Origin of the sequence: Janthinobacterium lividum, from assembly GCF_011601275.1 — a bacterium.
GTDB classification, from domain to species: domain Bacteria; phylum Pseudomonadota; class Gammaproteobacteria; order Burkholderiales; family Burkholderiaceae_D; genus Janthinobacterium; species Janthinobacterium lividum_E.
This window is the reverse complement of sequence record NZ_JAAOLY010000012.1, coordinates 171,115-196,668: the sequence shown is the minus strand read 5'-3', so window position 1 is coordinate 196,668 and position 25,554 is coordinate 171,115. Positions and strand designations below refer to the sequence as shown.

Below are 25,554 nucleotides of genomic sequence, written 5' to 3'. Positions count from 1 at the left end.
CGCATAGTAAAGGAAAATACCTTGTTTGCCCTGAAAACCCTGCGCCGCGAGACCGGCGCATCCGCAATTCCTGCCTTGCGGCTGATTGCCGCCGCGGCCCTTGCGACTACCCTGGCGGCCTGTTCCAAGCCTGCCGTCAAAGTGGAAGACGTGCGTCCCGTGCGTGCCATCGTGTTGTCTAGTAGTAATGTTGACGTGAGTGCCGAGCTGTCGGGCGAAGTCGTGCCACGCGTCGTGTCGCAGCTGGGTTTCCGCGTGGGCGGCAAGATCGTCGCGCGCAAGGTCGACGTGGGCGCCAGCGTCAAGAAGGGGCAAGTGCTGATGCAACTCGATCCTGTCGACTTGCAGTTGTCGCAGGCGCAGGCCAAGGCCTCGCTGGTGAGCGCGGAAACGAACCGCGACCTGGCGCGCGCGGAATTGAAGCGCTACCAGGACTTGCGCGAGAAAAATTTCGTCAGTCAGGCCGTGCTCGATGGCAAGGATGCCACCTACAAGGCGGCGCAGGCCAACGTGGAAGCGGCGCAAGCCCTGTACCGGGGCCAGGCGAACCAGTCCGGCTACGCCAGCCTGCTGGCCGATGCGGACGGCGTCGTCACGCGCATCGATGCGGAAGTAGGGCAGGTGGTGGCGCCTGGCGCGCCCGTCGTGGTGGTGGCCAAGAGCGGCGAGAAGGAAGTCGTGATCGGCATTCCTGAAGACAAGGTGGAAACCTTGCGCAGTGTCAAGGATGTGGTCGTGCGTCTTTGGGCCGACCCGAAGCAGGCGCTGCCGGGCAAGATCCGCGAAGTGTCGCCCGTGGCCGATGCGGCCACGCGCACCTATACTGCCAAGGTCAGCATCCCTGACGCGCCGCAAGTGCGCCTGGGCATGACGGCCGTGGTGCAGTTCGCTTCGCAGACGGCCACGCCGCAGATCAAGGTGCCGCTGACGGCCCTGTTCAATGAAAAGTCGCAAAGCTCCGTCTGGGTAGTGGAAAACGGCGCCGTGAAGCTCGTGCCGGTGATGGTGGGCGGCGTGGCGGGCAATGAATTGCTGCTGACCTCGGGCGTCAAGGCAGGGCAGACGGTGGTCACGGCCGGCGTCAACCTGCTCAAGCCTGGCCAGAAAGTAACCATCCTCGGCGCCGAACTGGCCAGCAAGCCCGATGCCGCCGCTGCCGCCGTCAGCGTGGGGGCGGCCAAATGAAGGGCGGCTTCAATCTGTCGCGCTGGGCCCTCGAACACATTCCGCTGACGCGCTACCTGATGGCCGTGCTGCTGATCGGCGGCATGCTCAGCTATGCCAACCTGGGCCAGGATGAAGATCCCCCGTTCACTTTCCGCGCCATGGTCTTGCAGGCCTACTGGCCCGGCGCCACGGCCCTGCAGATGGCCGAGCAGGTGACGGACAAGCTGGAAAAGAAATTGCAGGAAACGCCGTACATCGACGAGATCACCAGCTATTCGAAGCCGGGCGAAACCCTGATCCTGCTGCAGCTGCGCGAATCGGCGCCGCCCAAGGAAACGGCGGCCGCCTGGTATCAGGTGCGCAAGAAGATCGGAGACATCAAGGGCACCTTGCCGTCCGGCGTCGTGGGACCGTTCTTCAACGACGAGTTCGGCGACACCTACGGTTCCATCTTCGCCCTGTCCGCCGACGGTTTTACATACGCGGAAATGAAGGATTATGCGGACAAGGTGCGCCAGGAATTGCTGGCCGTGGAGCAGGTATCGAAGGTGGAACTGTTCGGCGTGCAGGATGAAAAGATCAATATCATCTTTTCGCACAAGAAATTTGCCCAGCTGGGCATTCCATTCGACGCCATCGTGCAGCAATTGTCCGAGCAAAACAGCATCAACGCCACGGGCGTGCTGGTGACGCCAACCGATAATCTGCAAGTGCGGGTGACGGGCGCCATGGTGACCGTGAAGGACCTGGAAAACCTGGAACTGCGCGCCAACGGCACCACCTTCCGCCTCGGTGACTTTGCCACCGTGAAACGCGAATTCATCGATCCGCCGAAGGACAAGATGCGTTTCAACGGCAAGGAAGTGATCGGCCTGGGCGTGTCGATGGAAAAGGGCGGCAATATCATCGACATGGGCAAGGCCTTGCAGGCCACCGTCACGCGCATGAAGCGCGAATTGCCGGTCGGCATAGAATTGCAACGCGTGTCGAACCAGCCGGAAGCCGTTTCCGCTTCCGTGGGCGAGTTCGTGCATACCCTGATCGAAGCCATTCTGATCGTGCTGGCCGTCAGCTTCGTCGCGCTGGGCTTGCATACGAAGCCGCTGCGCATCGACGTGCGCCCGGGCCTGGTGGTGGCGCTGACCATTCCATTGGTGCTGGCCGTCACCTTCCTGTTCATGCGCCTGCTCGACATCGACTTGCACAAGATTTCCCTGGGCGCCCTGATCATCGCGCTGGGCTTGCTCGTCGACGACGCCATCATTGCCGTCGAGATGATGGTGCGCAAGATGGAAGAGGGCATGTCCCGTTTCGACGCGGCCACGTTCGCCTACACCTCGACGGCCATGCCCATGCTGACGGGCACCCTGATCACGGTGGCGGGCTTTTTACCGATCGGCCTGGCCAAGTCGGCTGCAGGCGAATACACGTTCTCCTTGTTCTCCGTGAATGCGCTGGCCCTGATCATTTCGTGGGTGGTGGCCGTGGTGTTTACGCCATACATCGGCTACATCTTGCTGAAAGTGAAACCGCACGCGCATAACGACCATGAATTGTTCGACACGCCGAACTTCCGCCGCTTCCGCCGCGCCGTCACCTGGTGCGTGGAATGGCGCAAGACGACCATTGCCGCCACCCTGGCCATCTTTGCGCTGGGGATTTACGGCTTTAACTTTATCGAAAAGCAATTCTTCCCCGATTCCAGCCGTCCGGAACTGATGGTGGAACTGTGGTCGCCCGAAGGCACGACGTTTGCCGCGAATGAAAAGCAGGTCAAGAAATTCGAAGCGTTTGTGAACAAGCTCGATGGCGTGGAAAGCGTCACCAGCTACGTCGGTACGGGCAGCCCCCGTTTCTACTTGCCGCTGGACCAGATCTTCCCGCAGACCAATGTGTCGCAAGTGGTGATCCTGCCGAAGAGTCTGGCTGAACGTGAACGCTTGCGCCAGCAAATCGTCGACGTCTTCAAGAAGGATTTTCCGGAAGTGCGGGGCCGGGTCAAACTGTTGCCGAATGGACCGCCGGTGCCGTATCCCGTGCAATTTCGCGTGATGGGACCGGAAGTGGCCGGTGTGCGGGCCATTGCCGACCAGGTCAAGGACATCATGCGCGCCAATCCGAACACCCTGGGCGTCAACGACAACTGGAATGAATCGGTGAAAGTGCTGCGCTTGGACTTGGACCAGGACAAGATGCGCGCGCTGGGCGTCACGTCGAAAACGGTGATGCAGGCGGCCAATACGATTTTGTCGGGCACGGTCATCGGCCAGTTCCGCGAAGATAACAAGCTGATCGACATCCAGGTGCGCCAGCCTCTGGAGGAGCGGGCGACGATTTCCGTGTTGAATGACACGAATATCCCGACGGCAACGGGCAAGTCCGTCCCCATTTCGCAGCTGGCCCGCGCGCATTTCGTGTGGGAACCAGGCGTGGTGTGGCGCGACAAGCGCGAATGGGCCATCACCGTGCAGTCGGACGTGATCGACGGCATCCAGGGCGCCACCGTGTCGACGCAGTTGGCGCCGCAGCTCGCCGCCTTGCGCGCCAAGTTGCCGGCCGGCTATCGCATCGTCGTGAAAGGCGTGGCAGCCGACAGCGGCAAGGCGGAAGCGTCGATCTCGGCGAACTTGCCGCTGGCCATTTTCATCATCTTCACCTTGCTGATGCTGCAGCTGCACAGTTTCTCGCGTTCCCTGCTGGTTTTCCTGACGGGGCCGCTGGGCGTGGCGGGTGCCGCGTTTGCCTTGCTGGCGCTGGGCCGGCCACTTGGTTTCGTGGCCAACCTGGGCATCATCGCGCTGTTCGGCATGATCATCCGCAACTCGGTGATCCTTGTCGACCAGATCGAGCAAGACATCAATGACGGTTCAACGCCATGGGACGCCATCATCGACTCGGCCGTGCGCCGCTGCCGTCCCATCGTGCTGACGGCCGCCGCCGCGGCGCTGGCCATGATCCCGCTGTCGCGCTCTGTGTTCTGGGGACCGATGGCGGTCGCCATCATGGGGGGATTGATCCTGGCGACGGCCTTGACCCTGCTGTTCCTGCCGGCTCTGTATGCGGCCTGGTTCCGGGTCAAGAAGCCGGAGCATGTGACCGCAAAAGAGGGCTAGAAATCGGCATCAAGGTGTCGGCATAAAAAAGGCGGCATTCCTCTGGGAAATCCAGTAGAATGCCGCCTTTGCTTTACCGCAAGCTTGTCCTGCAAGTCCAAGGTAGCCAGATCGCTCCCGAGTTGTTAAAATCAGGGGCGTCAGCAAAGTGGTATGTACAAGCTGCGTGCAAAAGATGCGGATGTGGTGGAATTGGTAGACACGCTGGTCTTAGAAGCCAGTGCTTCGGCTTGGGAGTTCGAGTCTCCCCATCCGCACCAATCCGGGTTGTTCCAGCCCGGAAGTGCAGCACCATCAAAATTTTCCCTGAACTAATTTCATCAGCCCAGTGCGCCGAGTGCGCCCAGTTGCCGGCTCGACTGTTGCACCATCTGCGCAATCAGTGCCTGTGCCTGCGGGTAGCCGCTTCTTTCCATTAATTTATCATCTTCAGTCAGCGGCCAAAGTGTCTGCAAGACGCGCTGCCGTGCCTGCGGCCAGTTGTACTCCTGCGCATGGGTTGACTGCTGCGCTTCCTTATCCAGCAGGTACAGCGCCTCGCGCGTCATCGCCACCTCTTGCTGCGCCTGGGTGGCCAGCGTGTCGCTGCGGGGCGGCGGCTGCCGCGCGAGGAAAGTGTCGAGCTTGCGGCTCTGGCGTTCGTACAGGTCGAGCAGCAGGTGCAGGGTGGCGCCGCTGGGCCGCCGTTGCGTGTCGAGCGCGTCGAGCACGTCCAGCAGCCAGTGCGTCATCTGTCGCCCGGCCAATCCCAGTTCCGGCCAGGTGGTGCTGTGCAATTGTTCGCCCAGGTAGCGGGCGCGGTCGATGGCGCGCCGGCTGCCGCTCATGTGCTGGCCGATGGGGCCGTACTGTGGCGCCAGCGCCGCTTCCTGGCGCTCGGCCAGCAGGCACAGCAATGCCAGGTGGACATACACATGAAAGGCGGCCAGGGTGCGGTGGGCATCCCAATAGTGATTGCCATCGTCATCGGGCGCATTCCACAGCGAACAGACCTTGGCGCCGTCGTCGCGCGCATAGTCGGGCGCCAGCAGGCTGTGTCCGTGGCGGAAGTCGTACAGTTTCTGGTGCAGCGACTCGTGCAGCAAGTGCTCGGCCAGCCACCAGGGGTTGCCAATCAATTCCTGATTCAGGAACACGCTCCCATTGACGCGAAATTGCGAGCTGGACGCCTTGCCGCGCCACGTGCCCAGCTTGGGAAACAGGGCGATCAATTGCACATGAGAAAGCGTGCTGGCCGTCAGGCGGGGCAGCAGGGTTTCCAGCAAGCCGAGCCCGCGGCGCAGAAGAATCCGTTCCTGTGGTGTAGGGGTGGCCAGCGGCGCGCCGTAGTTATCATCCATCACGGCAAGGAAAGCGCGCGCATACGGCGTGCCTCCCTGCCAGGCGTGCCATATGCAGGTGTCACATTCGGTGTCCGCTTCTTCCATGATGCGCCCCTCGTGCAAGCGTGCCATGGGCGGCAGATGGGTCACCAGCGGGCCGCCGGGCAGGCCCGCGTCCAAGTGCTCGCTGGCCGCCTGGAATAGCGCCGCGCATTGCTGCAGGGGCAGTCCGTACTCGTCACCCAAGTGCAGCTGGCGCATGGCGTGCTGGACGGCGCAGCGCAGCACCGTGTCGCCCAGCAACTGGCGTTGGCGAGCGGGCGGCGCCGTATCGAGCGCGCCAGCCAACCGTTCGGCCTCGGGCAGGGTGCCGCCCAGCTTGTGCAGGCGCCGCCGGTAGGCGACGGCCAGCTGGTCGCGGATGTAGCCGCTGTCGCCAAAAGCACGGTGGGTCACCAGCGCCGTTTCCACGGCGGTCAGCACGTCCGCATCCGGTGGCGTGGCGCGAAAGGTTGGCACAGGTTGCACGGGTTGCACGGGCGGGACCGGGTCAGGCGACGGTGGGGTGGTCGTGGTCGTGGTGGCCGTCTCCCTTCATGCGCAACTCCATTTCATCGACTTCCGTCTGGATTTTTTGCAGATCGTCGTCCGTGACGCCGTCGAGCAGGCGGCTGAGGACCATTTGCAGCTTGGCTTTGGCATTGCTGGAGTTGCTGGATGTGCTATCGCTCATGATGTTTTCTCCTTTAAATTCACTTGGAGAGGGGGCGCGCGGCTTAGGTTTGCCTGAAAAATGGCCAAATTGAGGTAAATCAAAGGTTTTTTGGCGGAAATCTTCGCCAGGAGCGCATTTCTTTGTTTCGGACGGGGCGCCAGTTCGCATATACTAATGAACGAAGCAGGCTGGAAAGCCTGTTTCTGGCGAAATAAAGAATGCCGGGGCAAGAGTAAAGACAGGGCCATCCAGGCTGTAGCGATTCGTTCGCTGCCGCTGGTATCCTCTGTGGCCGGGCTGCAAAGCCAGCCACTTTCCCGAAGTCCTTTGTTATAATGCCACGCTTTACCGAATGATGGCCGGCCCTGCATTTACTGAGAAGCAGGGTTGGACGCTCGGAGCCCTGTCGCAGTACTGGAAGCGGCGGATTGTTTGGTGCCTGGTGCGGGTTTTTCCCTCCGCCGGGTAGACCAGGTCCATCGTCCTGTTTTCAGTGCTTTTACAGATGAATATGCGAGCGAGTGAAGCTGGACCCATGTCTTGCCGCCAGTGATGGCGCAGGGGGTCGGGTCTTCTTTTCTCGCACCAACAGTGTTTATTTTTTGGACGATTTTTTACATGGCAACTGCAGTCGAAACCTTGGGCAAACTCGAACGTCGTATCACGATCTCCTTCCCGCTGACGGACGTCCGCACGGAAGTTGAGAAGCGCCTGAAAGTGCAAGCCCGTACGGCTAAGGCACCGGGCTTCCGTCCGGGCAAAGTGCCGTTGAAAATGGTCGCAGCACAATACGGCTACCAAATTGAATCCGAAGTGCTGAATGACAAAGTCGGCCGCGCGTTCAACGACGCCGCCAACGAAAACAACCTGCGCGTGGCCGGTTTCCCGAACATCGTGCCGAAAGAAGAAGCAGCCGAAGGCCAACTGGCTTTCGACGCCACGTTCGAGGTGTATCCGGAAGTCGCCATCGGCGACCTGACGGCCGTTGAAATCGAAACCGTGCAAGCCGACGTGTCGGAAGCCGAAATCGACAAGACCATCGACATCCTGCGCAAGCAGCGCGTGCACTTCCACACCAAGGGCGAAGCTGGCGAACACGGCGACGGCGGCGAGGCTATCGCTGCGAACGGCGACCGCGTGACCGTCGACTTCGTCGGCTCGATCGACGGCGTTGAATTCCCAGGCGGCAAAGCTGAAGGCTACGCTTTCGTGCTGGGCGAAGGCCGCATGCTGCCAGAATTCGAGGCAGCGACCCTGGGCCTGAAAGTGGGCGAGTCCAAGACTTTCCCATTGTCGTTCCCAGAGGACTACCATGGTAAAGACGTTGCCGGCAAAACCGCATCGTTCACCATCACCTTGCAAAAGCTGGAATGGGCGCACCTGCCGGAAGTCGATGCTGAATTCGCCAAGTCGCTGGGTGTTGCCGACGGCGACCTGGCCAAAATGCGCGAAGACATCAAAGTCAACCTGCAACGCGAAGTTGCTGGCCGCGTGAAAGCACGCAACAAGGAAGCCGTCATGGACGCGCTGATCAAAGTTGCTGAGCTGGAAGTGCCAAAAACGCTGATCGCTCAAGATTCCGAACGCCTGGCCGAAATGACCCGTCAAGACATGGCGCAGCGCGGCATGAACGTCAAGGACGTGCCTTTCCCAGCAGAACTGTTCGCAGAAAAAGCCGAGCGTCGCGTACGCCTGGGCCTGATCCTGTCGCAACTGGTGGGCGACAACAACCTGCAGGCAACGCCTGAGCAAGTCAAGGCGCAAATCGAAGATTTCGCCCAAAGCTACGAAGATCCGCGCGAAGTGCTGAAGTACTACTACAGCGACCGTCGTCGTCTGGGTGAGATCGAAGCCCTTGTATTGGAAGAAAACGTCGTCACTTACGTGTTGGGCCTGTCGAAAGTCACGACGAAAGCAGTTGCTTTCGACGAACTGATGGGAAGCAACGCACAAGCGTAAACCAGTTGGTATTGGGATGCTTGCTCTTGCCGAAAGGCGAGGGCGGTATCCCCTAACTGCTTCACAAGGAAATGAAATGACAGGTATGAACCGTAATCCGGCGCTGGACACAGAGATGCTCGGCCTGGTGCCGATGGTGGTGGAACAAAGCGGTCGCGGCGAGCGCTCGTATGATATTTACTCGCGCCTGCTGAAGGAACGCTTGATTTTCATGGTCGGCCCGGTCAATGACCAGATGGCCAACCTGGTTGTCGCCCAGCTGCTGTTCCTGGAAAGCGAAAATCCGGAAAAGGAAATCTCGCTCTACATCAACTCGCCAGGTGGTTCGGTCTCGGCCGGCATGGCCATCTACGACACCATGCAGTTCATCAAGCCGGACGTCTCCACCCTGTGCACGGGCATGGCTGCTTCGATGGGCGCTTTCCTGCTGGCCGCTGGCGCCAAGGGCAAGCGTTTCTCGCTGCCGAACTCGCGCATCATGATTCACCAGCCGTCCGGTGGTTCGCAAGGCATGGCATCCGACATCGAGATCCAGGCGAAGGAAATCCTTTACCTGCGCACCCGCTTGAACGGCATCATGGCCGAGCGCACGGGCCAGTCGATCGAACAGATCGCCAAGGACACCGATCGCGACCGTTTCATGTCCGCCGACGAGGCCGTTGAGTATGGTTTGATCGACAAAGTGTTGACCAGCCGCGCTTGATGAGCCCCTACCGGTATTGCTAAGCAAGTAAGTAAACGCCCGGGCGATCAAACGTTCGGGCGTTTCGCTTTTATTTCGGGTAGCATGGAGCTTGTGCACGTTGTTGACTTGCGCCATGGGTAGCTGCCTTTCCGGCAACTACCGCACTCCGGCTTGCGATTTTGCAATATTGTTAATGCAGTTCCAACCAAAATGCCTTATGTCAGACAAAAAATCCTCTAGCGGCGAAAAATTACTGTATTGCTCGTTCTGCGGCAAAAGCCAGCACGAGGTGAAGAAACTCATCGCCGGCCCGTCCGTGTTCATTTGCGACGAGTGCATCGACCTGTGCAACGACATCATCCGTGATGAAACGTCGAGCATCGAGACGGTGACCGGTACCAAATCCGACCTGCCGACGCCGCAAGAAATTGCCGCCTTGCTCGATCAGTACGTGATCGGCCAGCAGACTGCCAAGCGCATCCTGTCGGTGGCGGTGTACAACCATTACAAGCGCCTCAAACACCTAGGCAAGAAAGACGACATCGAACTGGCCAAGAGCAACATCTTGCTGGTCGGTCCTACCGGCTCGGGCAAGACCCTGCTGGCACAGACCCTGGCGCGCATGCTCAACGTGCCGTTCGTGATCGCCGACGCCACCACCCTGACCGAAGCCGGTTATGTAGGCGAGGACGTGGAAAACATCATCCAGAAGCTGCTGCAAAGCTGCAACTATGACGTCGAGAAAGCCCAGCGCGGCATCGTCTACATCGATGAAATCGACAAGATTTCGCGCAAGTCCGACAATCCGTCCATCACGCGCGACGTGTCGGGCGAGGGCGTGCAGCAAGCCTTGCTCAAACTCATCGAGGGCACGATGGCTTCCGTGCCGCCACAAGGCGGCCGCAAGCATCCGAACCAGGATTTCGTGCAGATCGACACGACCAACATCATGTTCATCTGCGGCGGCGCCTTTGACGGCCTGTCGAAAGTGATCGCCAACCGTTCCGAAAAGAGCGGCATCGGCTTCTCGGCCACGGTGCGCAGCAAGTCGCAAAGCTCGGCCAGCGAACTGATGTTGCAAGCGGAGCCGGAAGATCTGGTCAAGTTCGGCCTGATCCCGGAACTGGTCGGCCGTCTGCCCGTCATCGCCACCCTGGCGGAATTGACGGAAGAGGCGCTGATCCAGATCCTCGTCGAGCCGAAGAATGCACTGATCAAGCAGTATTCGAAGTTGCTCGAGATGGAAGGCGCGGAACTGGAGATTCGTCCGGCCGCCCTGCATGCGATCGCCAAGAAGGCGCTGGCGCGCAAGACCGGCGCCCGTGGCCTGCGTTCCATCCTGGAACATGCTTTGCTGGACGTCATGTACGAACTGCCGAGCGAACAAAATGTGGTGAAGGTCGTCATCGACGAAAATACCATCACCAGTGGCGCCAAACCTTTGTTGATTTATCAAGAGACTGCCAAGGCCTCCGGAGAAAATTGATTACTGCTGAGACAAATGCATAAAAAGGGTTTTGATTCCTTAATGCATGGCAGTACAATTTAAATCAATGAGTGCAGGCTTCAATCGGAAAGCCACTCGCGGCGCTTAGCTGCGCGTGGCTTTTTTACTGTGAAAACTGCACTTATTACCGTCATGCGGGTGTGTTTTGCGAAATAGACAGAAAAATGTTTGTTTCACAGAATTATTTATTCTCGCCGGTCTTGTGTTTTGGCAGCGAGCGCCAACATCGTAAACACGCTTTCTATAAGGTACGCCATGACAACTTCCAAATTAACTGAGCAAACTCAACTGCCGTTATTGCCGTTGCGGGATGTCGTCGTTTTCCCGCATATGGTGATACCGCTGTTCGTTGGCCGTCCAAAGTCGATCAAGGCGCTGGAAGCTGCGATGGAGCAGGGCAAGAGCATCATGCTTGCCGCTCAAAAAGCAGCCGCGAAGGACGAGCCATCGCCTTCGGACATCTATGAAATTGGCTGCGTTGCCAATATTCTGCAAATGCTGAAGCTGCCCGATGGCACCGTCAAGGTGCTGGTCGAAGGCGCGCAGCGTGCCCGTATCAACCACATCAGCGATGCGCCGACGCACTTCATCGCCGACCTGACGCCGCTCGAGTCCGAGCCGGGCGACGAGTCGGAAGTCGAAGCCATGCGCCGCGCGATCGTGCAGCAGTTCGACCAGTACGTCAAACTGAACAAAAAGATCCCACCGGAAATCCTCGCTTCGTTGTCCGGTATCGACGATGCCGGCCGTCTGGCCGACACGGTGGCCGCGCATCTGCCCCTGAAACTGGAGCAAAAACAAGTCATCCTGGAAATTTTCAGCGTGGCCAAGCGCCTCGAGCACCTGCTGGGCCAGCTCGAAGGCGAGCTCGACATCCTGCAGGTGGAAAAGCGCATCCGCGGCCGCGTCAAGCGCCAGATGGAAAAGTCGCAGCGCGAGTACTACCTGAACGAGCAAGTCAAGGCGATCCAGAAAGAACTGGGCGAGGGCGAAGATGGCGCCGACCTCGACGAGCTGGAGAAAAAAGTCGCTTCGGCCAAAATGCCGAAGGAAGCGCTCGACAAGGCCACCAACGAGCTGAAAAAGCTCAAGCTGATGTCGCCGATGTCGGCCGAAGCCACCGTTGTGCGCAACTACATCGACACCCTCGTCAACTTGCCTTGGAAAAAGAAATCCAAGGTCAATAACGACTTGTCGAATGCGGAAAAAGTGCTCGAGGGCGACCACTACGGCCTCGACAAGGTCAAGGAACGCATCCTGGAATATCTCGCGGTGCAACAGCGCGTCGACAAGCTCAAAGCGCCTATCCTGTGCTTCGTCGGTCCTCCTGGCGTGGGCAAGACCTCGCTGGGCCAGTCCATCGCCCGCGCGACGAACCGCAAGTTCGTGCGCATGGCCCTGGGCGGCGTGCGCGACGAAGCCGAGATCCGCGGCCACCGCCGCACCTACATCGGCTCGATGCCGGGCAAGATCTTGCAATCGCTGTCGAAAGTCGGCGTGCGCAATCCTTTGTTCCTGCTCGATGAAGTCGACAAGATGGGTGCCGATTTCCGCGGCGATCCTTCGTCGGCCCTGCTGGAAGTGTTGGACCCGGAACAGAACCACACGTTCTCCGACCATTACATTGAAGTCGATTTCGACCTCTCCGACGTGATGTTCGTGGCCACGTCGAACTCGTACAACATTCCGCCAGCCTTGCTTGACCGCATGGAAGTGATCCGTCTGTCCGGTTACACGGAAGATGAAAAGACCAGCATCGCGCAGCGCTACCTGCTGCCGAAGCAGATCAAGAACAATGGCTTGAAGGAAGAGGAAATCTCGGTGGCCGAGTCGGCCTTGCGCGACATCATCCGCTATTACACGCGGGAAGCCGGTGTGCGTTCGCTCGAGCGTGAAGTGTCGAAGATCTGCCGCAAGGTGGTCAAGATGCTGCTGCTGAAGAAATCCGACAAGAAAGTCATCGTCAATTCGAAGAACCTGGATAAATTCCTCGGCGTGCGCCGCTACGATTTTGGCGTCGCGGAGAAAGAAAACCAGGTGGGCCAGGTGGTCGGTCTGGCATGGACGGAAGTGGGCGGCGATCTGCTGACCATCGAAGCCGTGTCGATGCCGGGCAAGGGCGGCATCATCCGCACGGGTACCCTGGGCGACGTCATGAAAGAGTCGATCGAGGCAGCACGCACGGTGGTGCGCAGCCGGGCACAGCGCCTGGGCATCAAGGCGGACGTGTTCGAGAAGAGCGACATCCACATCCACGTGCCGGAAGGCGCGACACCGAAGGATGGTCCTTCGGCTGGCGCGGCCATGACGGTGGCGATGGTCTCGGTCTTCACGGGCATTCCTGTGCGCGCCGACGTGGCGATGACGGGCGAGATCACCTTGCGTGGCGAAGTGTTGCCGATCGGCGGCCTGAAAGAAAAGCTGCTGGCGGCCCATCGCGGCGGCATCAAGACGGTCTTGATTCCAGAGCAAAACGTGAAAGACCTGGCCGACATTCCGGACAACGTCAAGAACAAGCTGGAGATTGTGCCGGTGCGCTGGATCGACAAAGTGCTGGAAATCGCCCTCGAACGCATGCCTGAAGCGTTGGCGGACGTCGCTGCGGTGGAGGCTGTCACGGCCGCCGCGGCCAAGCCTGACGCGGCCGGCGAGGTAGTAAAACACTAACGTTTTACCTCTGTTTTCCCCAAACAAGCGCTTTTAGAGCGCTTGTTTTATATTGAAACGTGAATTGCGCCCCCAAAGCGCTTGACACATATACAGTGTGGCTTGTTTAATACGCCTGCACATTTTTTTCGCCGGACAGCTGTGGTGCCAAAAGTGCCGCAACGATACGGTAAACGTTTTATACCTTTGTAATTGGGGATGCTAGTGAACAAGACTGAATTGATCGACCACATTGCTGAAAAAGCTGACATTTCCAAAGCCGCCGCTGCGCGCGCACTCGACGCTGTTATCGGCGGCGTGACGGAAACTTTGAAAAACAACGACAGCGTAACGCTGGTTGGTTTTGGCACTTTCTCGGTCAGCGAACGCGCTGAACGTACCGGCCGCAATCCGCGTACCAAAGAAGCGATCACGATCGAAGCAGCAAAAGTTCCAAAATTTAAAGCTGGTAAAGCTTTGAAGGATGCTGTAAACTAACGGACTTCGGTGAGGTGACAATCACCGGAAACATTTGGCGGCGCCTTCGGGTGCCGCGATTTCAAGGTTGAAGTTCTGCGAATCGCAGCCTTGGATGCAAATGCAAGCAGTACTGTGTATTTTTCGGAGTGGTAGTTCAGTTGGTTAGAATGCCGGCCTGTCACGTCGGAGGTCGCGGGTTCGAGTCCCGTCCGCTCCGCCAAAAAAATACGCTCTTAAGGAGTGGTAGTTCAGTTGGTTAGAATACCGGCCTGTCACGTCGGGGGTCGCGGGTTCGAGTCCCGTCCGCTCCGCCAGAATATAGAAGCCCGCGCTGCTGAATAAGTAGCGCGGGTTTTTCTTTTCCAGCGCCAGATTATCTCGGTGCGCCGTCTTTTAAAATCCCGTCCTGCCGTTTTGAATAAAACGCACCTCGATTTATATCCGCTTTAAGTTGCGCCCGGTTTAATGCCTGGGCTGGCGCCTTGCCGTTCAGGCGGCGCCAGGGCAGGGCGCGCGCCCTGATTTACCCTTGCTATAGCGCTATGGGCATTGTAGAATCAGGAGATAATGGCTTGGGCGTCAGAATCCTGCTTTAGTTCCAGCGCCAAGTTGTTGAATCTAAAGGGGAAGTGGACATCTGTCCCGTCCATTCCGCCGAAGAAATCAAGGCGAACGCATGTTCGCCTTTTTTTATAGTGATCCACTCATCCCGAATTGGCTGACCATGTTTGAATTTATTCGTACCCATCGACGCTTGATGCAGTTTCTCCTGATGCTGGTCATCGTCCCGTCTTTTGCACTGGTCGGTATCAGCGGCTACCAAAGCTTCGGCGATGGCGCGAACACCATCGCCAAGGTCGGCGACCAGGTCGTTACGCAGCAGCAATATGAAGAAGCGCAACGCCAGCAGATCGACCGCTACCGCCAGATGATGGGCGAGCAGTTCGACCAGAAAATGTTTGATACGCCGGAAGCCCGCAAGAGCATCCTCGACAACCTGATCGCCGAGCGCGCCGTGGCCGCCGAAGTGGGCCGTAGCCACCTGGTCATCAGCGATGCCGTGCTGCAAAAGGAAGTGCTGGAAATCCCAGGCTTGACCTTGCCGGACGGTAAATTCGACCTGGAACGCTACAAGGCCATGCTGGCCGCCCAAGGCATGTCCCCACAGCAATACGATGCACGCCGCCGCAGCGACCTGGCCCTGCAGCAACTGGCCGGCGCCGTCCAAGGCACGGCCTTCGCCCCGAACACCGTGTCCAAGCGCCTGTCCGACATCACCTCGGAAGAGCGCGAAGTGCAGGAACTGCTGTTGCCGATCGCCCAGTACGTGCCGGAAGTCAAAGTGACGGAGGCCATGATCAAGGCCTTCTATGACAAGAACAGCAAGTTCTTCGAAATCCCGGAACAAGCCAAGATCGAATACGTCGTGCTCGACGACAGTGCTGCGGGCGAGCAAGTCGACGTCAGCGACGCCGACGTGACCGCCTACTACGCGAAGAACCAGAAAGCCTACACGACGCCGGAAGCGCGTCAGGCCAGCCACATCCTGGTCGCCGTCAAGAAAGATGCATCGGCTGCCGACAAGGCCGCCGCCAAGGCCAAGGCCGAAGCGATCCTGGCGGAAGTACGCAAGACGCCTGCCAGCTTCGCCGCCGTGGCCAAGGCCAAGTCGGAAGACCCGGCTTCCGCGGAGCAGGGCGGCGACCTGGGCGTGATCGGCAAGGATGGTTTGCCGGCACCGCTGCTGAGCGCTGTCGCGAAACTCAAGCAAGGCGAAATCAGCGATGTCGTCGCTTCCGATTTCGGCTACCACATCCTGACCGTCACCTCGCTCAAGCCACAGCACGTGCGTGCGCTCGATGAAGTACGCGGCGAAATCACGGCCGACCTGCGTAAGCAATTTGCTGCCAAGAAATACTCGGAAATGGCGGAAACGTTCACCAACACGGTCTACGAGCAATCGGACAGCCTGAAGCCGGTGGCCGACAAGCTGAAGCTGAAAGTGGAAACCGCCGCCAACCTGTCGCGCACGCCGTCGCCGGCACTGGGCAAGGCGCCGTTCAACAACGCCAAGTTCCTCACTGCCATCTTCTCGAACAACTCGCTGAAAGACAAGCGCAACACGGAAGCCGTGACCGTTGCACCGAACGTGCTGATCGCCGGCCGCGTGGTGGAATTCAAGCCCGCTTCGAAGCGTCCGCTGGCCGAAGTCGAAGCGATGATCCGTCAACGCGTGACCATGGAAGAAGCGGAGAAGCTGGCCAAGAAAGCGGGCGAGACCAAGCTGGCCGCCTTGAAAGCCTCGGGCGACGCCACCGGTTTCGGCGCAGCGCAATGGGTGTCGCGCAACAAGCTGGACGGCATCAACCGCGCCGCCATCGCGCAAGTCATGAAAGCGGACACGAGCAAGCTGCCAGCCTATGTGGGCGTGGACTTGCCAGCCCTGGGCTACGGCATCTACCGCATCGCCAAGGTGCAGCAGCCGGCGCAAGTGGATGCGGCGCGCCGCCAGCAAGAGAAAGACCAGATCAGCGGCATCCTGGCACAACAGGAAATGTTCGACTACGTCGAATACCTGAAAGCCAAGGCCAAGGTGAAGATCGTCAAACCGGTCACCGCACCGGTAGCAGCAGCGCCGGAAGCTCCGTAATCAGTTTTAGCCCATAAAAATAGCCGCTTTTGAGCGGCTATTTTTTTGTCTGTGGAATGTGCTGCTTTACTTCGCGTTCAGCAAAGGCGCCAGTTGCGGCCAGATATTTTTCAAAATCGTCGGATGCGCTTGCGCATTCGGGTGCATGCGGTCGGCCTGGAACAGCTGCGGCTGGTCGGCGATACCCTCGAACATGAAGGGCACCAGCGGCGCCTTCCATTCCTTGGCCAGCTTGCCGTACACGCCATAAAACTGCTCGCCGTAAGCGCGGCCATAGTTGGGCGGCATGCGCATGCCCACCAGCACCACCTGCGCGCCCGATTTTTTTGCCGCTTCGCCCATGGCGCGCAGGTTCGCTTCGGCTGCCGCCACGGGCAAGCCGCGCAAGCCGTCGTTCGCGCCCAGTTCGATCAGCACGACGTCGGGCTGGTGCTTGGCCAGCAGCGTGGGCAGGCGGGCGCGGCCGCCGCTGGTGGTCTCGCCGCTGATGCTGGCGTTGACGATGCGCGTGTCGTTCTTTTGCGCTTGCAGCCGCTGTTCCAGCAGCGCCACCCAGCCAGTACCGCGTGCCAGCCCATACTCGGCCGAGAGACTGTCGCCGAGCACCAGCAGCGTTTTTGGTGCAGAATAGGCGTTCGTCATGCCTGACGCCAGGAGCAGGGCTGCCGCAGGAAGCAAGGACAGGGTGCGCCGCCGCAGGCGGTTGCCGCCCTTGACACTTATTTGTTCACGAAATTTTTTAAGATAGATCAGCATGCCCGAATTCCCTAAAGCGACTTCCACCAGTTTTCTCCCATCAGAAGCAGCAGCCCCGCGGGCTGCGGCACCCAACAGCCAAAATGCCCGGCCGGCCATCGAAGTGGTCCAGCTGGCCAAGCGCGTACCCGATGCCGATGGTGAGCTGACCATCCTGCATCAAGTTGATTTTACCGTGCAAACGGCGGAGACGCTGGCCATCGTCGGCGCCTCCGGTTCCGGCAAGTCCACCTTGCTCGGTTTGCTGGCCGGCCTGGACACGCCCAGCGACGGCAAGGTCATGCTCGACGGTACCGATATCTTCGCCCTTGACGAAGACGGCCGCGCCGGTTTTCGCAAGGAAAAGCTCGGTTTCGTGTTCCAGTCGTTCCAGTTGCTGGCCCACCTGACGGCGCTGGAAAACGTCATGCTGCCGCTGGAATTGCGTGGCGACCCCGATGCGAAGGAAAAGGCGCAGGCCATGCTGGGCAGGGTCAACTTGGGTAGCCGCCTGAAACACTATCCGAAATACCTGTCCGGCGGCGAGCAGCAGCGCGTGGCGCTGGCGCGCGCATTTGTGACGGAACCTCCGCTGCTGTTTGCCGACGAACCGACGGGCAGCCTGGACGCCGCCACGGGCGAAGCCGTGATCCAGCTGATGTTCGAGCTGAACCGTGAACGGGGTTCGACCCTGGTGCTCGTCACGCACGACAGTTCAATCGCGGCCCGTTGCGGCCGCACCATTACGATAGCGGCGGGCAGGCTGGTGTGATCGCTGCACGTGTTTGTCGGATTACGCGCTTGCGTGCTAATCCGACCTACCCGACGTCCGATATTCTCAAGCCGTAGGTTGGATTAGCGCAGCGTAATCCAACACCACCGTACCGCATACCTATGCCGACAAGGCATTGATTAACCTGCGTATCGCCGGGATCAATTCCCCCGCCGTCAAGCCGATGGGACCGCTGCCTGCCGCCACCAGCGCATCGGCCGCCGCGCCGTGCAGCCAGACGGCGCCAATCGCCGCTTCCCATTCCGGCCAGCCCTGCGCCAGCAGGCTGCCGCACAGGCCGGACAGCACGTCGCCCGTGCCGGCCGTCGCCAGCGCGGGGCCGCCCGTGTTGTTGACGACGGCGCCGCCATCGGGCGCGGCGATCACCGTGCCCGACCCTTTCAATACGACGATCACGCCCAGTTGCGCCGCCAGCTGGCGCGCCGCGCCCAGGCGGTCGGCCTGCACCTCGGCTACCGTCATGTCGAGCAGCCGCGCCGCTTCCAGCGGATGCGGCGTCAAAATCGTCGCCCCCGCGCCCGTGCGCACGGCCAGCGCCGACTGCAGCTCCGGCTCGGCCGCCATCAGGTTCAGCGCGTCGGCGTCGAGCAGCAGCGGGCTGTCGCTCTCGAATGTGCGCTGCAGCAGTTCCACCGTATCGGCGTCGTCGCCCAGGCCCGGCCCCGCCACCAGCGCGGCAAAGTGCAGGCCCGAGAAATCCATGTCCTGGGCGCGGCGGCACATCAGCTCCGGCTGGCCGCTGTCAAACGCCGGCGGTGCATCGGGAAACGCGATATACACTCTTCCCGCACCCGCATGCAGGGCCGTGCGGGCCGCCAGGATGGGCGCGCCCGCCATGCCTTGCGCGCCCCCGATGATGGCCACGTTGCCGTAGCTGCCTTTGTGCGTATTTTGCCGGCGCGGCTGCAACTGGCGCGCGAACAGGTGCAGGCCGCCCAGCTGGGCCCTGGCTTCGGGCAGCAGGGACGGATCGACGGCCAGCGCCGCCACTTCCACTTCGCCCGCATAGTCGCGGCCGTTCGCCGTGTGCAGACCCGGCTTGTCGCCGATGAAGGTGAGCGTATGCGTGGCGCGGATGGCGATGCCGTCGATGGCGCCCGTGTCCGCGTGCAGGCCGCTGGGCACGTCGAGCGCCAGCACGGGACAATCGAGCTTGTTGACCAGCTGCGCCATGTCGCGGCATTCGCCGTCCAGGGGGCGCGACGCGCCGATGCCGAACAGGCCATCGATGACCAGGTGCCATGGCGCGGCGCCCACGGCGGCCGAGGCCATGGACGTTGCCGCATCCATGCAGCGCGCGGCGCTGTTGCGCGCGCGGCTCAGGGCCTGTTCGCGTTCGGGCGACGTGGCTTGCGCCTCGGGCGCCAGCCAGACGAGTACCTCGGTGCCGCTGCCGGCCAGGTGCGCGGCGGCTTCCAGCGCGTCGCCGCCGTTGTCGCCGGGGCCGGCCAGCACCAGGACGCGCCGGTGGCCAGCGTCTTCGCCATCGTCTTGGGCATGCAGCAGCTTCAGGGCGGCGCTGGCGGCGGCCTGGCCCGCGCGCTGCATCAGCAGCCCTTGCGGCAGGTCGCGCATGGCCGCCTGTTCGATGGCGCGCAGTTCGGCGATGGAATACAAGGGGGCGGCAGAGTCGATCAGGTTCATGGAGCGTGTTCCGTTAGTCAGCATATCTTCAACATAAGGCCGAAGCGGGCGAAAGGCAAGCCGCGCACGCCTGCGGTGTGCCGTAAATTGTGCGGCTACAATAGCCATCTCACATAAGTGCGGAGGCAAGGCGATGGACTGGCAATTCTGGATCGACCGGGGCGGCACCTTTACGGACATCGTGGCGCGCCGTCCTGACGGCAGCCTGGCCACGCATAAACTGCTATCGGAGAACCCGGGCCAGTACCGCGACGCGGCGCTGGCCGGCATGCGCCAGCTGATGGACCTTGCGCCCGGCGCGCCGCTGCCCGTCGAACTGGTGGGCGCCATCAAGATGGGCACGACGGTGGCCACCAATGCGCTGCTCGAACGCAAGGGCGAGCCCACCGTGCTGGCCATTACGCGCGGTTTTCGCGACGCCTTGCGCATCGCCTACCAGAACCGCCCGCAGCTGTTCGCGCGCCAGATCATCCTGCCGGAACTGCTGTACGGCGACGTGATCGAGGTCGATGAACGTGTGGGCGCGCATGGCGAGGTGGTGACGCCGCTCGACGAGACGGCCGCGCGTGCCGCGCTGGAACAGGCTTATGCGCGCGGCGTGCGCGCCATCGCGGTCGTGCTGATGCACGGCTACCGCTACCACGCGCACGAGGCGCGGGTGGCGCAGCTGGCGCGCGAGGCCGGCTTTACGCAGGTGTCCGTGTCGCACGAGGTCAGCCCCATGATGAAACTGGTGGCGCGCGGCGACACCACCGTCGTCGACGCCTACCTGTCGCCGATTTTGCGCCGCTACGTCGACCAGCTGGCGATGGAGCTGCCCGGCGTGCACCTGCAATTCATGCAGTCGAACGGCGGCTTGACGGATGCGCGCGCCTTCCAGGGCAAGGACAGCATTTTGTCCGGCCCCGCCGGCGGCATCGTCGGCATGGTGCGCGCCAGCGCGCTGGCCGGTTTCGACAAGGTCATCGGCTTCGACATGGGCGGCACCTCCACCGACGTATCGCATTACGCGGGCGAGTTCGAGCGCGTGTTCGAGACGCAGATCGCCGGCGTGCGCATGCGTGCGCCCATGATGAGTATCCAAACGGTGGCGGCGGGCGGCGGCTCCATCCTGCATTTCGACGGCGCCCGCTACAAGGTGGGACCGGACAGCGCGGGCGCCAATCCCGGCCCTGCCAGCTACCGCCGCGGCGGCCCGCTGGCCGTCACCGACTGCAACGTCATGCTGGGCAAGCTGCAGCCCGTCTTCTTCCCCCGCGTCTTCGGCCCCGACGCCAATGAAGCGCTGGATGCGGCCACGGTGCGCGCCCAGTTCGAAGCGCTGGCGCGTACGGTGAATTCGACGCCGGAGCAGGTGGCCGAAGGCTACGTCGCCATCGCCGTGGGCAATATGGCCAACGCCATCAAGCAGATTTCCGTGCAGCGCGGCCACGACGTCACCGAATATACGCTTACCAGCTTTGGCGGCGCGGGCGGCCAGCACGCCTGCCTGGTGGCCGACGCGCTGGGCATGCGCACGGTCTTCATTCACAGCCTGGCGGGCGTGATGTCGGCCTACGGCATGGGCCTGGCCGACCAGAGCGCCATGCGGGAACAGGCCATCGAGGCGGCCTTGGGCGTGGACTTGGCGCGCTATTTCGAGACATTGGGCGCGCAGGCGCTCGACGACTTGCTGCGCCAGGGCGTGGAAGGGGAGCGCATCGCGCTCGTGCAACGCGTGCACTTGCGCTACGAAGGCACGGATACGGCCCTCGTCGTGCTGTTCGACACAGCTGCCGGCATGCAGGCGCAATTCGAAGCGGCCTACAAAAAACGCTTTTCCTTTTTGATGCCGGCGCGCGCCCTGATCGTCGAAGCCCTTTCCGTGGAAGCCATCGGCGCCTCCGATGCGCCGGAACCGGCCGCGCCCGCATATGCGCCCCGTGAAGGCGCTCTGGCGCCCGTGCAGACGGTGGCCATGTACTGCGCCGGCGCCTGGCGCGACAGCGGCCTGTATGGGGCGGACAGCCTGCGTCCCGGTGACGCCATCGACGGCCCGGCCATCGTCAGCGACGCCAATGCGACCACCGTCATCGAACCTGGCTGGCGCGCCGAAGTGACGGCGCACGGCCATTTGATCTTGCGCAGAGGCGTCGCTGTGCCCGAACGGCGCGCCATCGGGACCAATGCCGACCCCGTGATGCTGGAAATTTTCAATAACCTGTTCATGTCGATCGCCGAGCAGATGGGCCTGCGCCTGCAGAACACGGCCCATTCCGTCAACATCAAGGAGCGACTCGATTTCAGCTGCGCCATCTTCGACGCCCAAGGCCATTTGATCGCCAATGCGCCGCACATGCCCGTGCACCTCGGTTCCATGGGCGAGAGCATCCGCATCGTCATGACGCGCAATGCGGGCGCCATGCGGCCCGGCGACGTCTTCATGCTGAACGACCCGTACCAGGGCGGCACGCATCTGCCCGACGTGACGGTGATCTCGCCCGTCTTCGATGAAAACGGCGGGGCCATCCTGTTCTATGTCGGTTCGCGCGGCCACCATGCCGATATCGGCGGCACCACGCCCGGCTCCATGCCGCCCGATTCCACGCGCATCGAGGAAGAGGGCGTGTTGATCGACAATTTCAAGCTGGTCGACGGCGCCACCGGTTTGCTGCGCGAAGCGGAAACCCTGGCCCTGCTGGCGGGGGGCAGCTGGCCTGCCCGCAATCCCCGGCAAAACCTGGCCGACCTGCGCGCCCAGGTGGCGGCCAACCAGAAGGGGGCCGAGGAACTGCATAACATGGTCGCGCATTTCGGTTTGCCTGTCGTGCAAGCTTACATGGGCCACGTGCAGGACAACGCCGAGGAAGCCGTGCGCAGGGTCATCACCACCCTGAAGGATGGCAGCTATGCGCTGGACCTGGACAACGGCGCGCGCATCCAGGTGGCGATCAAGGTGGACGTGACGCGGCGCAGCGCCGTCATCGACTTCACGGGCACGTCCGCCCAGCTGCCGAACAATTTCAATGCGCCGTCGGCCGTCTGCATGGCGGCCGTGCTGTACGTGTTCCGTACCCTGGTCGATGACGAGATTCCTCTCAATGCGGGCTGCCTGAAGCCTTTGACCGTGATCATCCCGACCGGCTCCATGCTCAATCCGCAGTACCCGGCCTCCGTCGTCTCGGGCAACGTGGAAACCTCGACCTGCATCACCAACGCCCTGTACGGCGCGCTGGGCGCCATGGCCGCCTCGCAAGGCACGATGAACAATTTCACGTTCGGCAGCGAGAAATACCAGTATTACGAGACGATATCGGGCGGCTCGGGCGCCGGTCCCGGTTTCGACGGCACGGACGTGGTGCAGACGAACATGACCAATTCGCGCCTGACAGACCCGGAAATCCTCGAGTGGCGCTTTCCCGTGCGGCTGGACAGCTACAGCATCCGCGCAGGTTCGGGCGGGGCGGGGCGCTGGCACGGCGGCAATGGCGGCGTGCGCCGGGTGCGCTTTTTGGAACCGATGACGGCGGCGATCCTGTCGAACAACCGCATCCATCCGCCTTTCGGCATGGATGGGGGCGCGGCGGGCGCGCTGGGGCGAAATTACGTCGAGCGCGCGGACGGCACGCTGGAGCAGCTGGCGCATATCGGCAAGACCGCCATGCAGACTGGCGACGTGTTCGTCATCGAGACGCCGGGCGGCGGCGCTTACGGCAAGACGGAATAGGCCGCGCCGGTACTTGCTCCGCTCAGCTGCGCGCGCACCTGGCCCACGTCGCGCATGGGTGCGCGGCCGAACTGGCGGCTGTATTCGCGGCTGAACTGCGATTCGCTGGCGTAGCCGACCCGGTAGCCGGCCGTGCCCGCGTCGATCTGCTCGACCAGCATCAATCGCCGCGCTTCCTGCAGGCGCAGCAGCTTCTGGTACTGCATCGGCGTCATGGCCGTAATCGCCTTGAAGTGGTGGTGCAGCGACGACATGCTCATGTTCGCCATGCCGGCCAGGTGCTCGATGCGCAGCGGCTCGCAATAATTGTGCTTGATCCAGTCGATGGCTTGCCCCACCTGGTGCGACTGGCTGCTGGCCAGCGCCATGTGGCGCAGGCGCGCGCCGACGGGGCCATTGAGCAGGCGGTAAGTCAGCTCGCGGCGGATCAATGGCGCCAAGGTGGCGATTTCCCCCGGTTTGTCGAGCAGGCGCACGAGGCGCAGCATGGCGTCGAGCAGCTCGGCCGACACGTCGCTGACGGAAATGCCGCGCGTGGCGGGCAGGAGTTTCTGCTGCGCGGTGCCGCTTCCGTCGCTTTCGCTGTCGAGCAGCGCGGCCACGTCGGCGATGTCGATGCCCAGCACCACGCACAGGTGCGGCTTGTCCACGCTCGCTTCCACCACGCGCACCTGCACCGGCAGGTCGACGGACGTCAGCAGATACTGCATGCGGCTGTAATGGAAGGTTTCGCTGCCCAGGGTGACGTCCTTCGCGCCTTGCGCGATGATGGCCACGCTGGGACGCGCCGCATGGAACAGCGATTCCGTGACGGACGACTGGCGGTGAAACGTCAGGTTGCCGATGGCCGTCGTGAAGTCGCCCGTGCGCGGCGCGTGGCGGATGATCAGGGCGGCGATTTCATCTTGCGGAGTAAGTGGCGTGGGCATGGAGGTCAGTATGCGTGAGGCGAGGGAGGGCAGGGGCTGATCTTACGCAGATTTGGAGGATCGTGCAAAGGTCTTGCAGGATCGCGGTAACGGCAGCCGGGCATCTCGGGCACACTTGGGCAATCGCCTGCACAGCACGCGCCTCTCTCGTTCGTCACACTACCCAAGGAGTTTTCATGACCACCATCGCCAAAGGCTACGCCGCACTGGGCCCGACTTCCGCACTGCAACCGTTCACGTTCGAGCGCCGCGCCCCGCGCGAAGACGACGTGGCCATCTCGATCAAATACTGCGGCGTGTGCCATTCCGACATCCACCAGGCGCGCGACGAATGGGGCGGCGCCGCCTTCCCCATGGTGCCCGGCCATGAAATCGCCGGCGTCGTCACGGCCGTCGGCGCCAATGTGAGCAAGTTCAAGGTGGGCGACCACGTGGGCGTGGGCTGTTTCGTCGATTCGTGCACCACCTGCAAGACGCGCAACGTGGACCTGGAACAGTACATGCCAGGCCTGATCCAGACCTATAACGGTCTGGAAGCGGACGGCAAGACGGCCACGCAGGGCGGCTACTCGGACAGTATCGTCGTCAAGGAAGGCTATGTGCTGTCGATTCCCGACAACCTGCCGCTGGACGCGGCCGCGCCGCTGCTGTGCGCCGGCATCACGCTGTATTCGCCGCTGAACCACTGGAAGGCCGGCCCTGGCAAGCAGGTCGCCATCCTGGGCATGGGCGGTCTGGGCCATATGGGCGTCAAGATCGCCCACGCCATGGGCGCCGAAGTGACGGTGCTGAGCCAGACCCTGTCGAAGCGCGAAGACGGCCTGCGCCTGGGCGCCAACCACTACTACGCCACCAACGACGCGGAAACGTTCAGCAAGCTGGCGGGCACGTTCGATCTGATCATTTGCACCGTGGGTGCGGCCATCGACTGGAACCAGTACATCAACCTGCTGAAAGTCGATGGCAACATGGTCATCGTCGGCATCCCGGACGGCGCCGTGCCGCCCGTGAACGCCTTTGGCCTGGTGGGCGCGCGCCGCAGCCTGTCCGGCTCCATGATCGGGTCGATCAAGGAAACCCAGGAAATGCTGGATTTCTGCGGCAAGCACAATATCGTGTCCGACATCGAGATCATCCGCATCCAGGATATCAATGAGGCGTTTGAGCGCGTGGTCAAAAGCGATGTGCGCTATCGCTTCGTGATCGACATGGCATCTTTGTAACGCTCGAGAAAAAGCCCAGGGCGTTGTTACCGCGTCTCGCCGTACTATTCGTACTGTCTTCGACGCGGCGCCTAGCCCTGGGCATTTTTCGGGCGTTCCAACCGGTATGCTTTAAAGCAAAACCGGCTGTTATCTGGTTGACCTGTGTTTGTTGGATTACGCGCTTTGCGCTAATCCAACCTACGCATATCCAGCAGTCCGGTAGGTCGGATTAGCTCGCAGAGCGTAATCCGACAATCCCCGGAACAACCCTATCTCCGCCAAAAATCAAGCTCCCGCG

16 protein-coding genes and 3 tRNA genes are annotated in these 25,554 nt (G+C 61.6%); 14 read left to right on the top strand and 5 right to left on the bottom strand.

Features of this window, described 5'->3' with window-relative positions; all coding sequences use genetic code 11:
• Window positions 1-21 precede the first annotated feature (21 nt).
• The 3 genes from GYK42_RS19005 (at window position 22) to GYK42_RS18995 (ending at window position 4,540) form a co-directional block, all read left to right on the top strand.
• Window positions 22-1,185: an efflux RND transporter periplasmic adaptor subunit gene (locus GYK42_RS19005; RefSeq protein ID WP_166448774.1), complete on the top strand. Its 1,164-nt coding sequence runs from the start codon at window positions 22-24 to the stop codon at window positions 1,183-1,185.
• Complete coding sequence (locus GYK42_RS19000) at window positions 1,182-4,280, top strand: efflux RND transporter permease subunit (protein ID WP_166448773.1); 3,099 nt, start codon at window positions 1,182-1,184, stop codon at window positions 4,278-4,280. Before GYK42_RS19005 ends, GYK42_RS19000 begins: the two co-directional genes overlap by 4 nt.
• 177 nt (window positions 4,281-4,457) lie before the next feature.
• Window positions 4,458-4,540: transfer RNA gene (locus GYK42_RS18995), tRNA-Leu, on the top strand.
• 60 nt (window positions 4,541-4,600) lie between these two features.
• On the opposite strand, the gene GYK42_RS18990 is transcribed toward GYK42_RS18995, so the two are convergent.
• Together GYK42_RS18990 and GYK42_RS18985 are read right to left on the bottom strand one after the other, a co-directional pair.
• Entirely contained in the window at window positions 4,601-6,130 is a 1,530-nt protein-coding gene (locus GYK42_RS18990; RefSeq protein ID WP_166448772.1) for a hypothetical protein, read from the bottom strand.
• A gap of 22 nt (window positions 6,131-6,152) precedes the next feature.
• On the bottom strand, window positions 6,153-6,335 hold the full coding sequence (locus tag GYK42_RS18985; RefSeq protein ID WP_070218671.1) for a hypothetical protein: 183 nt from the start codon (window positions 6,333-6,335) through the stop codon (window positions 6,153-6,155).
• A 600-nt stretch (window positions 6,336-6,935) separates the two neighbouring features.
• Here GYK42_RS18985 and tig point away from each other — a divergent pair.
• The 8 genes from tig (at window position 6,936) to GYK42_RS18945 (ending at window position 16,244) form a co-directional block, all read left to right on the top strand.
• Window positions 6,936-8,276: a trigger factor gene (tig, locus tag GYK42_RS18980; protein WP_046685568.1), complete on the top strand. Its 1,341-nt coding sequence runs from the start codon at window positions 6,936-6,938 to the stop codon at window positions 8,274-8,276.
• A gap of 85 nt (window positions 8,277-8,361) precedes the next feature.
• A complete protein-coding gene (clpP, locus tag GYK42_RS18975; RefSeq protein ID WP_374106865.1) occupies window positions 8,362-8,979 on the top strand; it encodes an ATP-dependent Clp endopeptidase proteolytic subunit ClpP in 618 nt (205 codons plus the stop codon).
• 199 nt (window positions 8,980-9,178) lie between these two features.
• A complete protein-coding gene (clpX, locus tag GYK42_RS18970; protein WP_010398446.1) occupies window positions 9,179-10,447 on the top strand; it encodes an ATP-dependent Clp protease ATP-binding subunit ClpX in 1,269 nt (422 codons plus the stop codon).
• A gap of 276 nt (window positions 10,448-10,723) precedes the next feature.
• A complete protein-coding gene (gene lon / locus GYK42_RS18965; RefSeq protein WP_034751007.1) occupies window positions 10,724-13,135 on the top strand; it encodes an endopeptidase La in 2,412 nt (803 codons plus the stop codon).
• 204 nt (window positions 13,136-13,339) lie between these two features.
• Window positions 13,340-13,612, top strand: a complete 273-nt coding sequence (locus GYK42_RS18960) for an HU family DNA-binding protein (RefSeq protein ID WP_010398442.1) — start codon at window positions 13,340-13,342, stop codon at window positions 13,610-13,612.
• Window positions 13,613-13,737: 125 nt separating this feature from the next.
• A tRNA-Asp gene (locus GYK42_RS18955) sits at window positions 13,738-13,814 on the top strand.
• A gap of 17 nt (window positions 13,815-13,831) precedes the next feature.
• Window positions 13,832-13,908, top strand: a tRNA-Asp gene (locus tag GYK42_RS18950).
• 410 nt (window positions 13,909-14,318) lie between these two features.
• Window positions 14,319-16,244, top strand: coding sequence for a SurA N-terminal domain-containing protein (locus tag GYK42_RS18945; protein WP_166448771.1), 1,926 nt, complete (start codon window positions 14,319-14,321; stop codon window positions 16,242-16,244).
• A gap of 66 nt (window positions 16,245-16,310) precedes the next feature.
• Here GYK42_RS18945 and GYK42_RS18940 read toward each other — a convergent pair whose 3' ends face one another.
• Window positions 16,311-17,000, bottom strand: coding sequence for an arylesterase (locus GYK42_RS18940; RefSeq protein ID WP_166448770.1), 690 nt, complete (start codon window positions 16,998-17,000; stop codon window positions 16,311-16,313).
• Between GYK42_RS18940 and GYK42_RS18935 the strand changes: the two genes are divergently transcribed.
• Window positions 16,999-17,751: an ABC transporter ATP-binding protein gene (locus GYK42_RS18935; RefSeq protein ID WP_166448769.1), complete on the top strand. Its 753-nt coding sequence runs from the start codon at window positions 16,999-17,001 to the stop codon at window positions 17,749-17,751. The two genes, GYK42_RS18940 and GYK42_RS18935, sit on opposite strands and share 2 nt — an antisense overlap.
• Before the next feature lie 120 nt (window positions 17,752-17,871).
• Here the strand turns inward: GYK42_RS18935 and GYK42_RS18930 are convergent, their stop codons facing one another.
• A complete protein-coding gene (locus GYK42_RS18930) occupies window positions 17,872-19,416 on the bottom strand; it encodes an NAD(P)H-hydrate dehydratase (protein ID WP_166448768.1) in 1,545 nt (514 codons plus the stop codon).
• A 133-nt stretch (window positions 19,417-19,549) separates the two neighbouring features.
• Between GYK42_RS18930 and GYK42_RS18925 the strand changes: the two genes are divergently transcribed.
• A complete protein-coding gene (locus tag GYK42_RS18925) occupies window positions 19,550-23,122 on the top strand; it encodes a hydantoinase B/oxoprolinase family protein (protein WP_166448767.1) in 3,573 nt (1,190 codons plus the stop codon).
• Here GYK42_RS18925 and GYK42_RS18920 read toward each other — a convergent pair.
• On the bottom strand, window positions 23,104-24,051 hold the full coding sequence (locus tag GYK42_RS18920; protein ID WP_166448766.1) for an AraC family transcriptional regulator: 948 nt from the start codon (window positions 24,049-24,051) through the stop codon (window positions 23,104-23,106). The genes GYK42_RS18925 and GYK42_RS18920 overlap by 19 nt on opposite strands.
• Window positions 24,052-24,227: 176 nt before the next feature.
• Here GYK42_RS18920 and GYK42_RS18915 point away from each other — a divergent pair, with 176 nt between their 5' ends.
• Entirely contained in the window at window positions 24,228-25,274 is a 1,047-nt protein-coding gene (locus GYK42_RS18915; protein ID WP_166448765.1) for an NAD(P)-dependent alcohol dehydrogenase, read from the top strand.
• Window positions 25,275-25,554: the final 280 nt, after the last annotated feature.

Coding starts and splice junctions, on each gene's coding strand:
- GYK42_RS19000 (WP_166448773.1), top strand. CDS start 1,182: ATGAAGGGCGGCTTCAATCTGTCGCGCTGGGCCCTCGAACACATTCCG.
- GYK42_RS18985 (WP_070218671.1), bottom strand. CDS start 6,335: ATGAGCGATAGCACATCCAGCAACTCCAGCAATGCCAAAGCCAAGCTG.
- tig (WP_046685568.1), top strand. CDS start 6,936: ATGGCAACTGCAGTCGAAACCTTGGGCAAACTCGAACGTCGTATCACG.
- clpP (WP_374106865.1), top strand. CDS start 8,362: ATGAACCGTAATCCGGCGCTGGACACAGAGATGCTCGGCCTGGTGCCG.
- clpX (WP_010398446.1), top strand. CDS start 9,179: ATGTCAGACAAAAAATCCTCTAGCGGCGAAAAATTACTGTATTGCTCG.
- lon (WP_034751007.1), top strand. CDS start 10,724: ATGACAACTTCCAAATTAACTGAGCAAACTCAACTGCCGTTATTGCCG.
- GYK42_RS18945 (WP_166448771.1), top strand. CDS start 14,319: ATGTTTGAATTTATTCGTACCCATCGACGCTTGATGCAGTTTCTCCTG.
- GYK42_RS18935 (WP_166448769.1), top strand. CDS start 16,999: ATGCCCGAATTCCCTAAAGCGACTTCCACCAGTTTTCTCCCATCAGAA.
- GYK42_RS18940 (WP_166448770.1), bottom strand. CDS start 17,000: ATGCTGATCTATCTTAAAAAATTTCGTGAACAAATAAGTGTCAAGGGC.
- GYK42_RS18930 (WP_166448768.1), bottom strand. CDS start 19,416: ATGAACCTGATCGACTCTGCCGCCCCCTTGTATTCCATCGCCGAACTG.
- GYK42_RS18925 (WP_166448767.1), top strand. CDS start 19,550: ATGGACTGGCAATTCTGGATCGACCGGGGCGGCACCTTTACGGACATC.
- GYK42_RS18920 (WP_166448766.1), bottom strand. CDS start 24,051: ATGCCCACGCCACTTACTCCGCAAGATGAAATCGCCGCCCTGATCATC.
- GYK42_RS18915 (WP_166448765.1), top strand. CDS start 24,228: ATGACCACCATCGCCAAAGGCTACGCCGCACTGGGCCCGACTTCCGCA.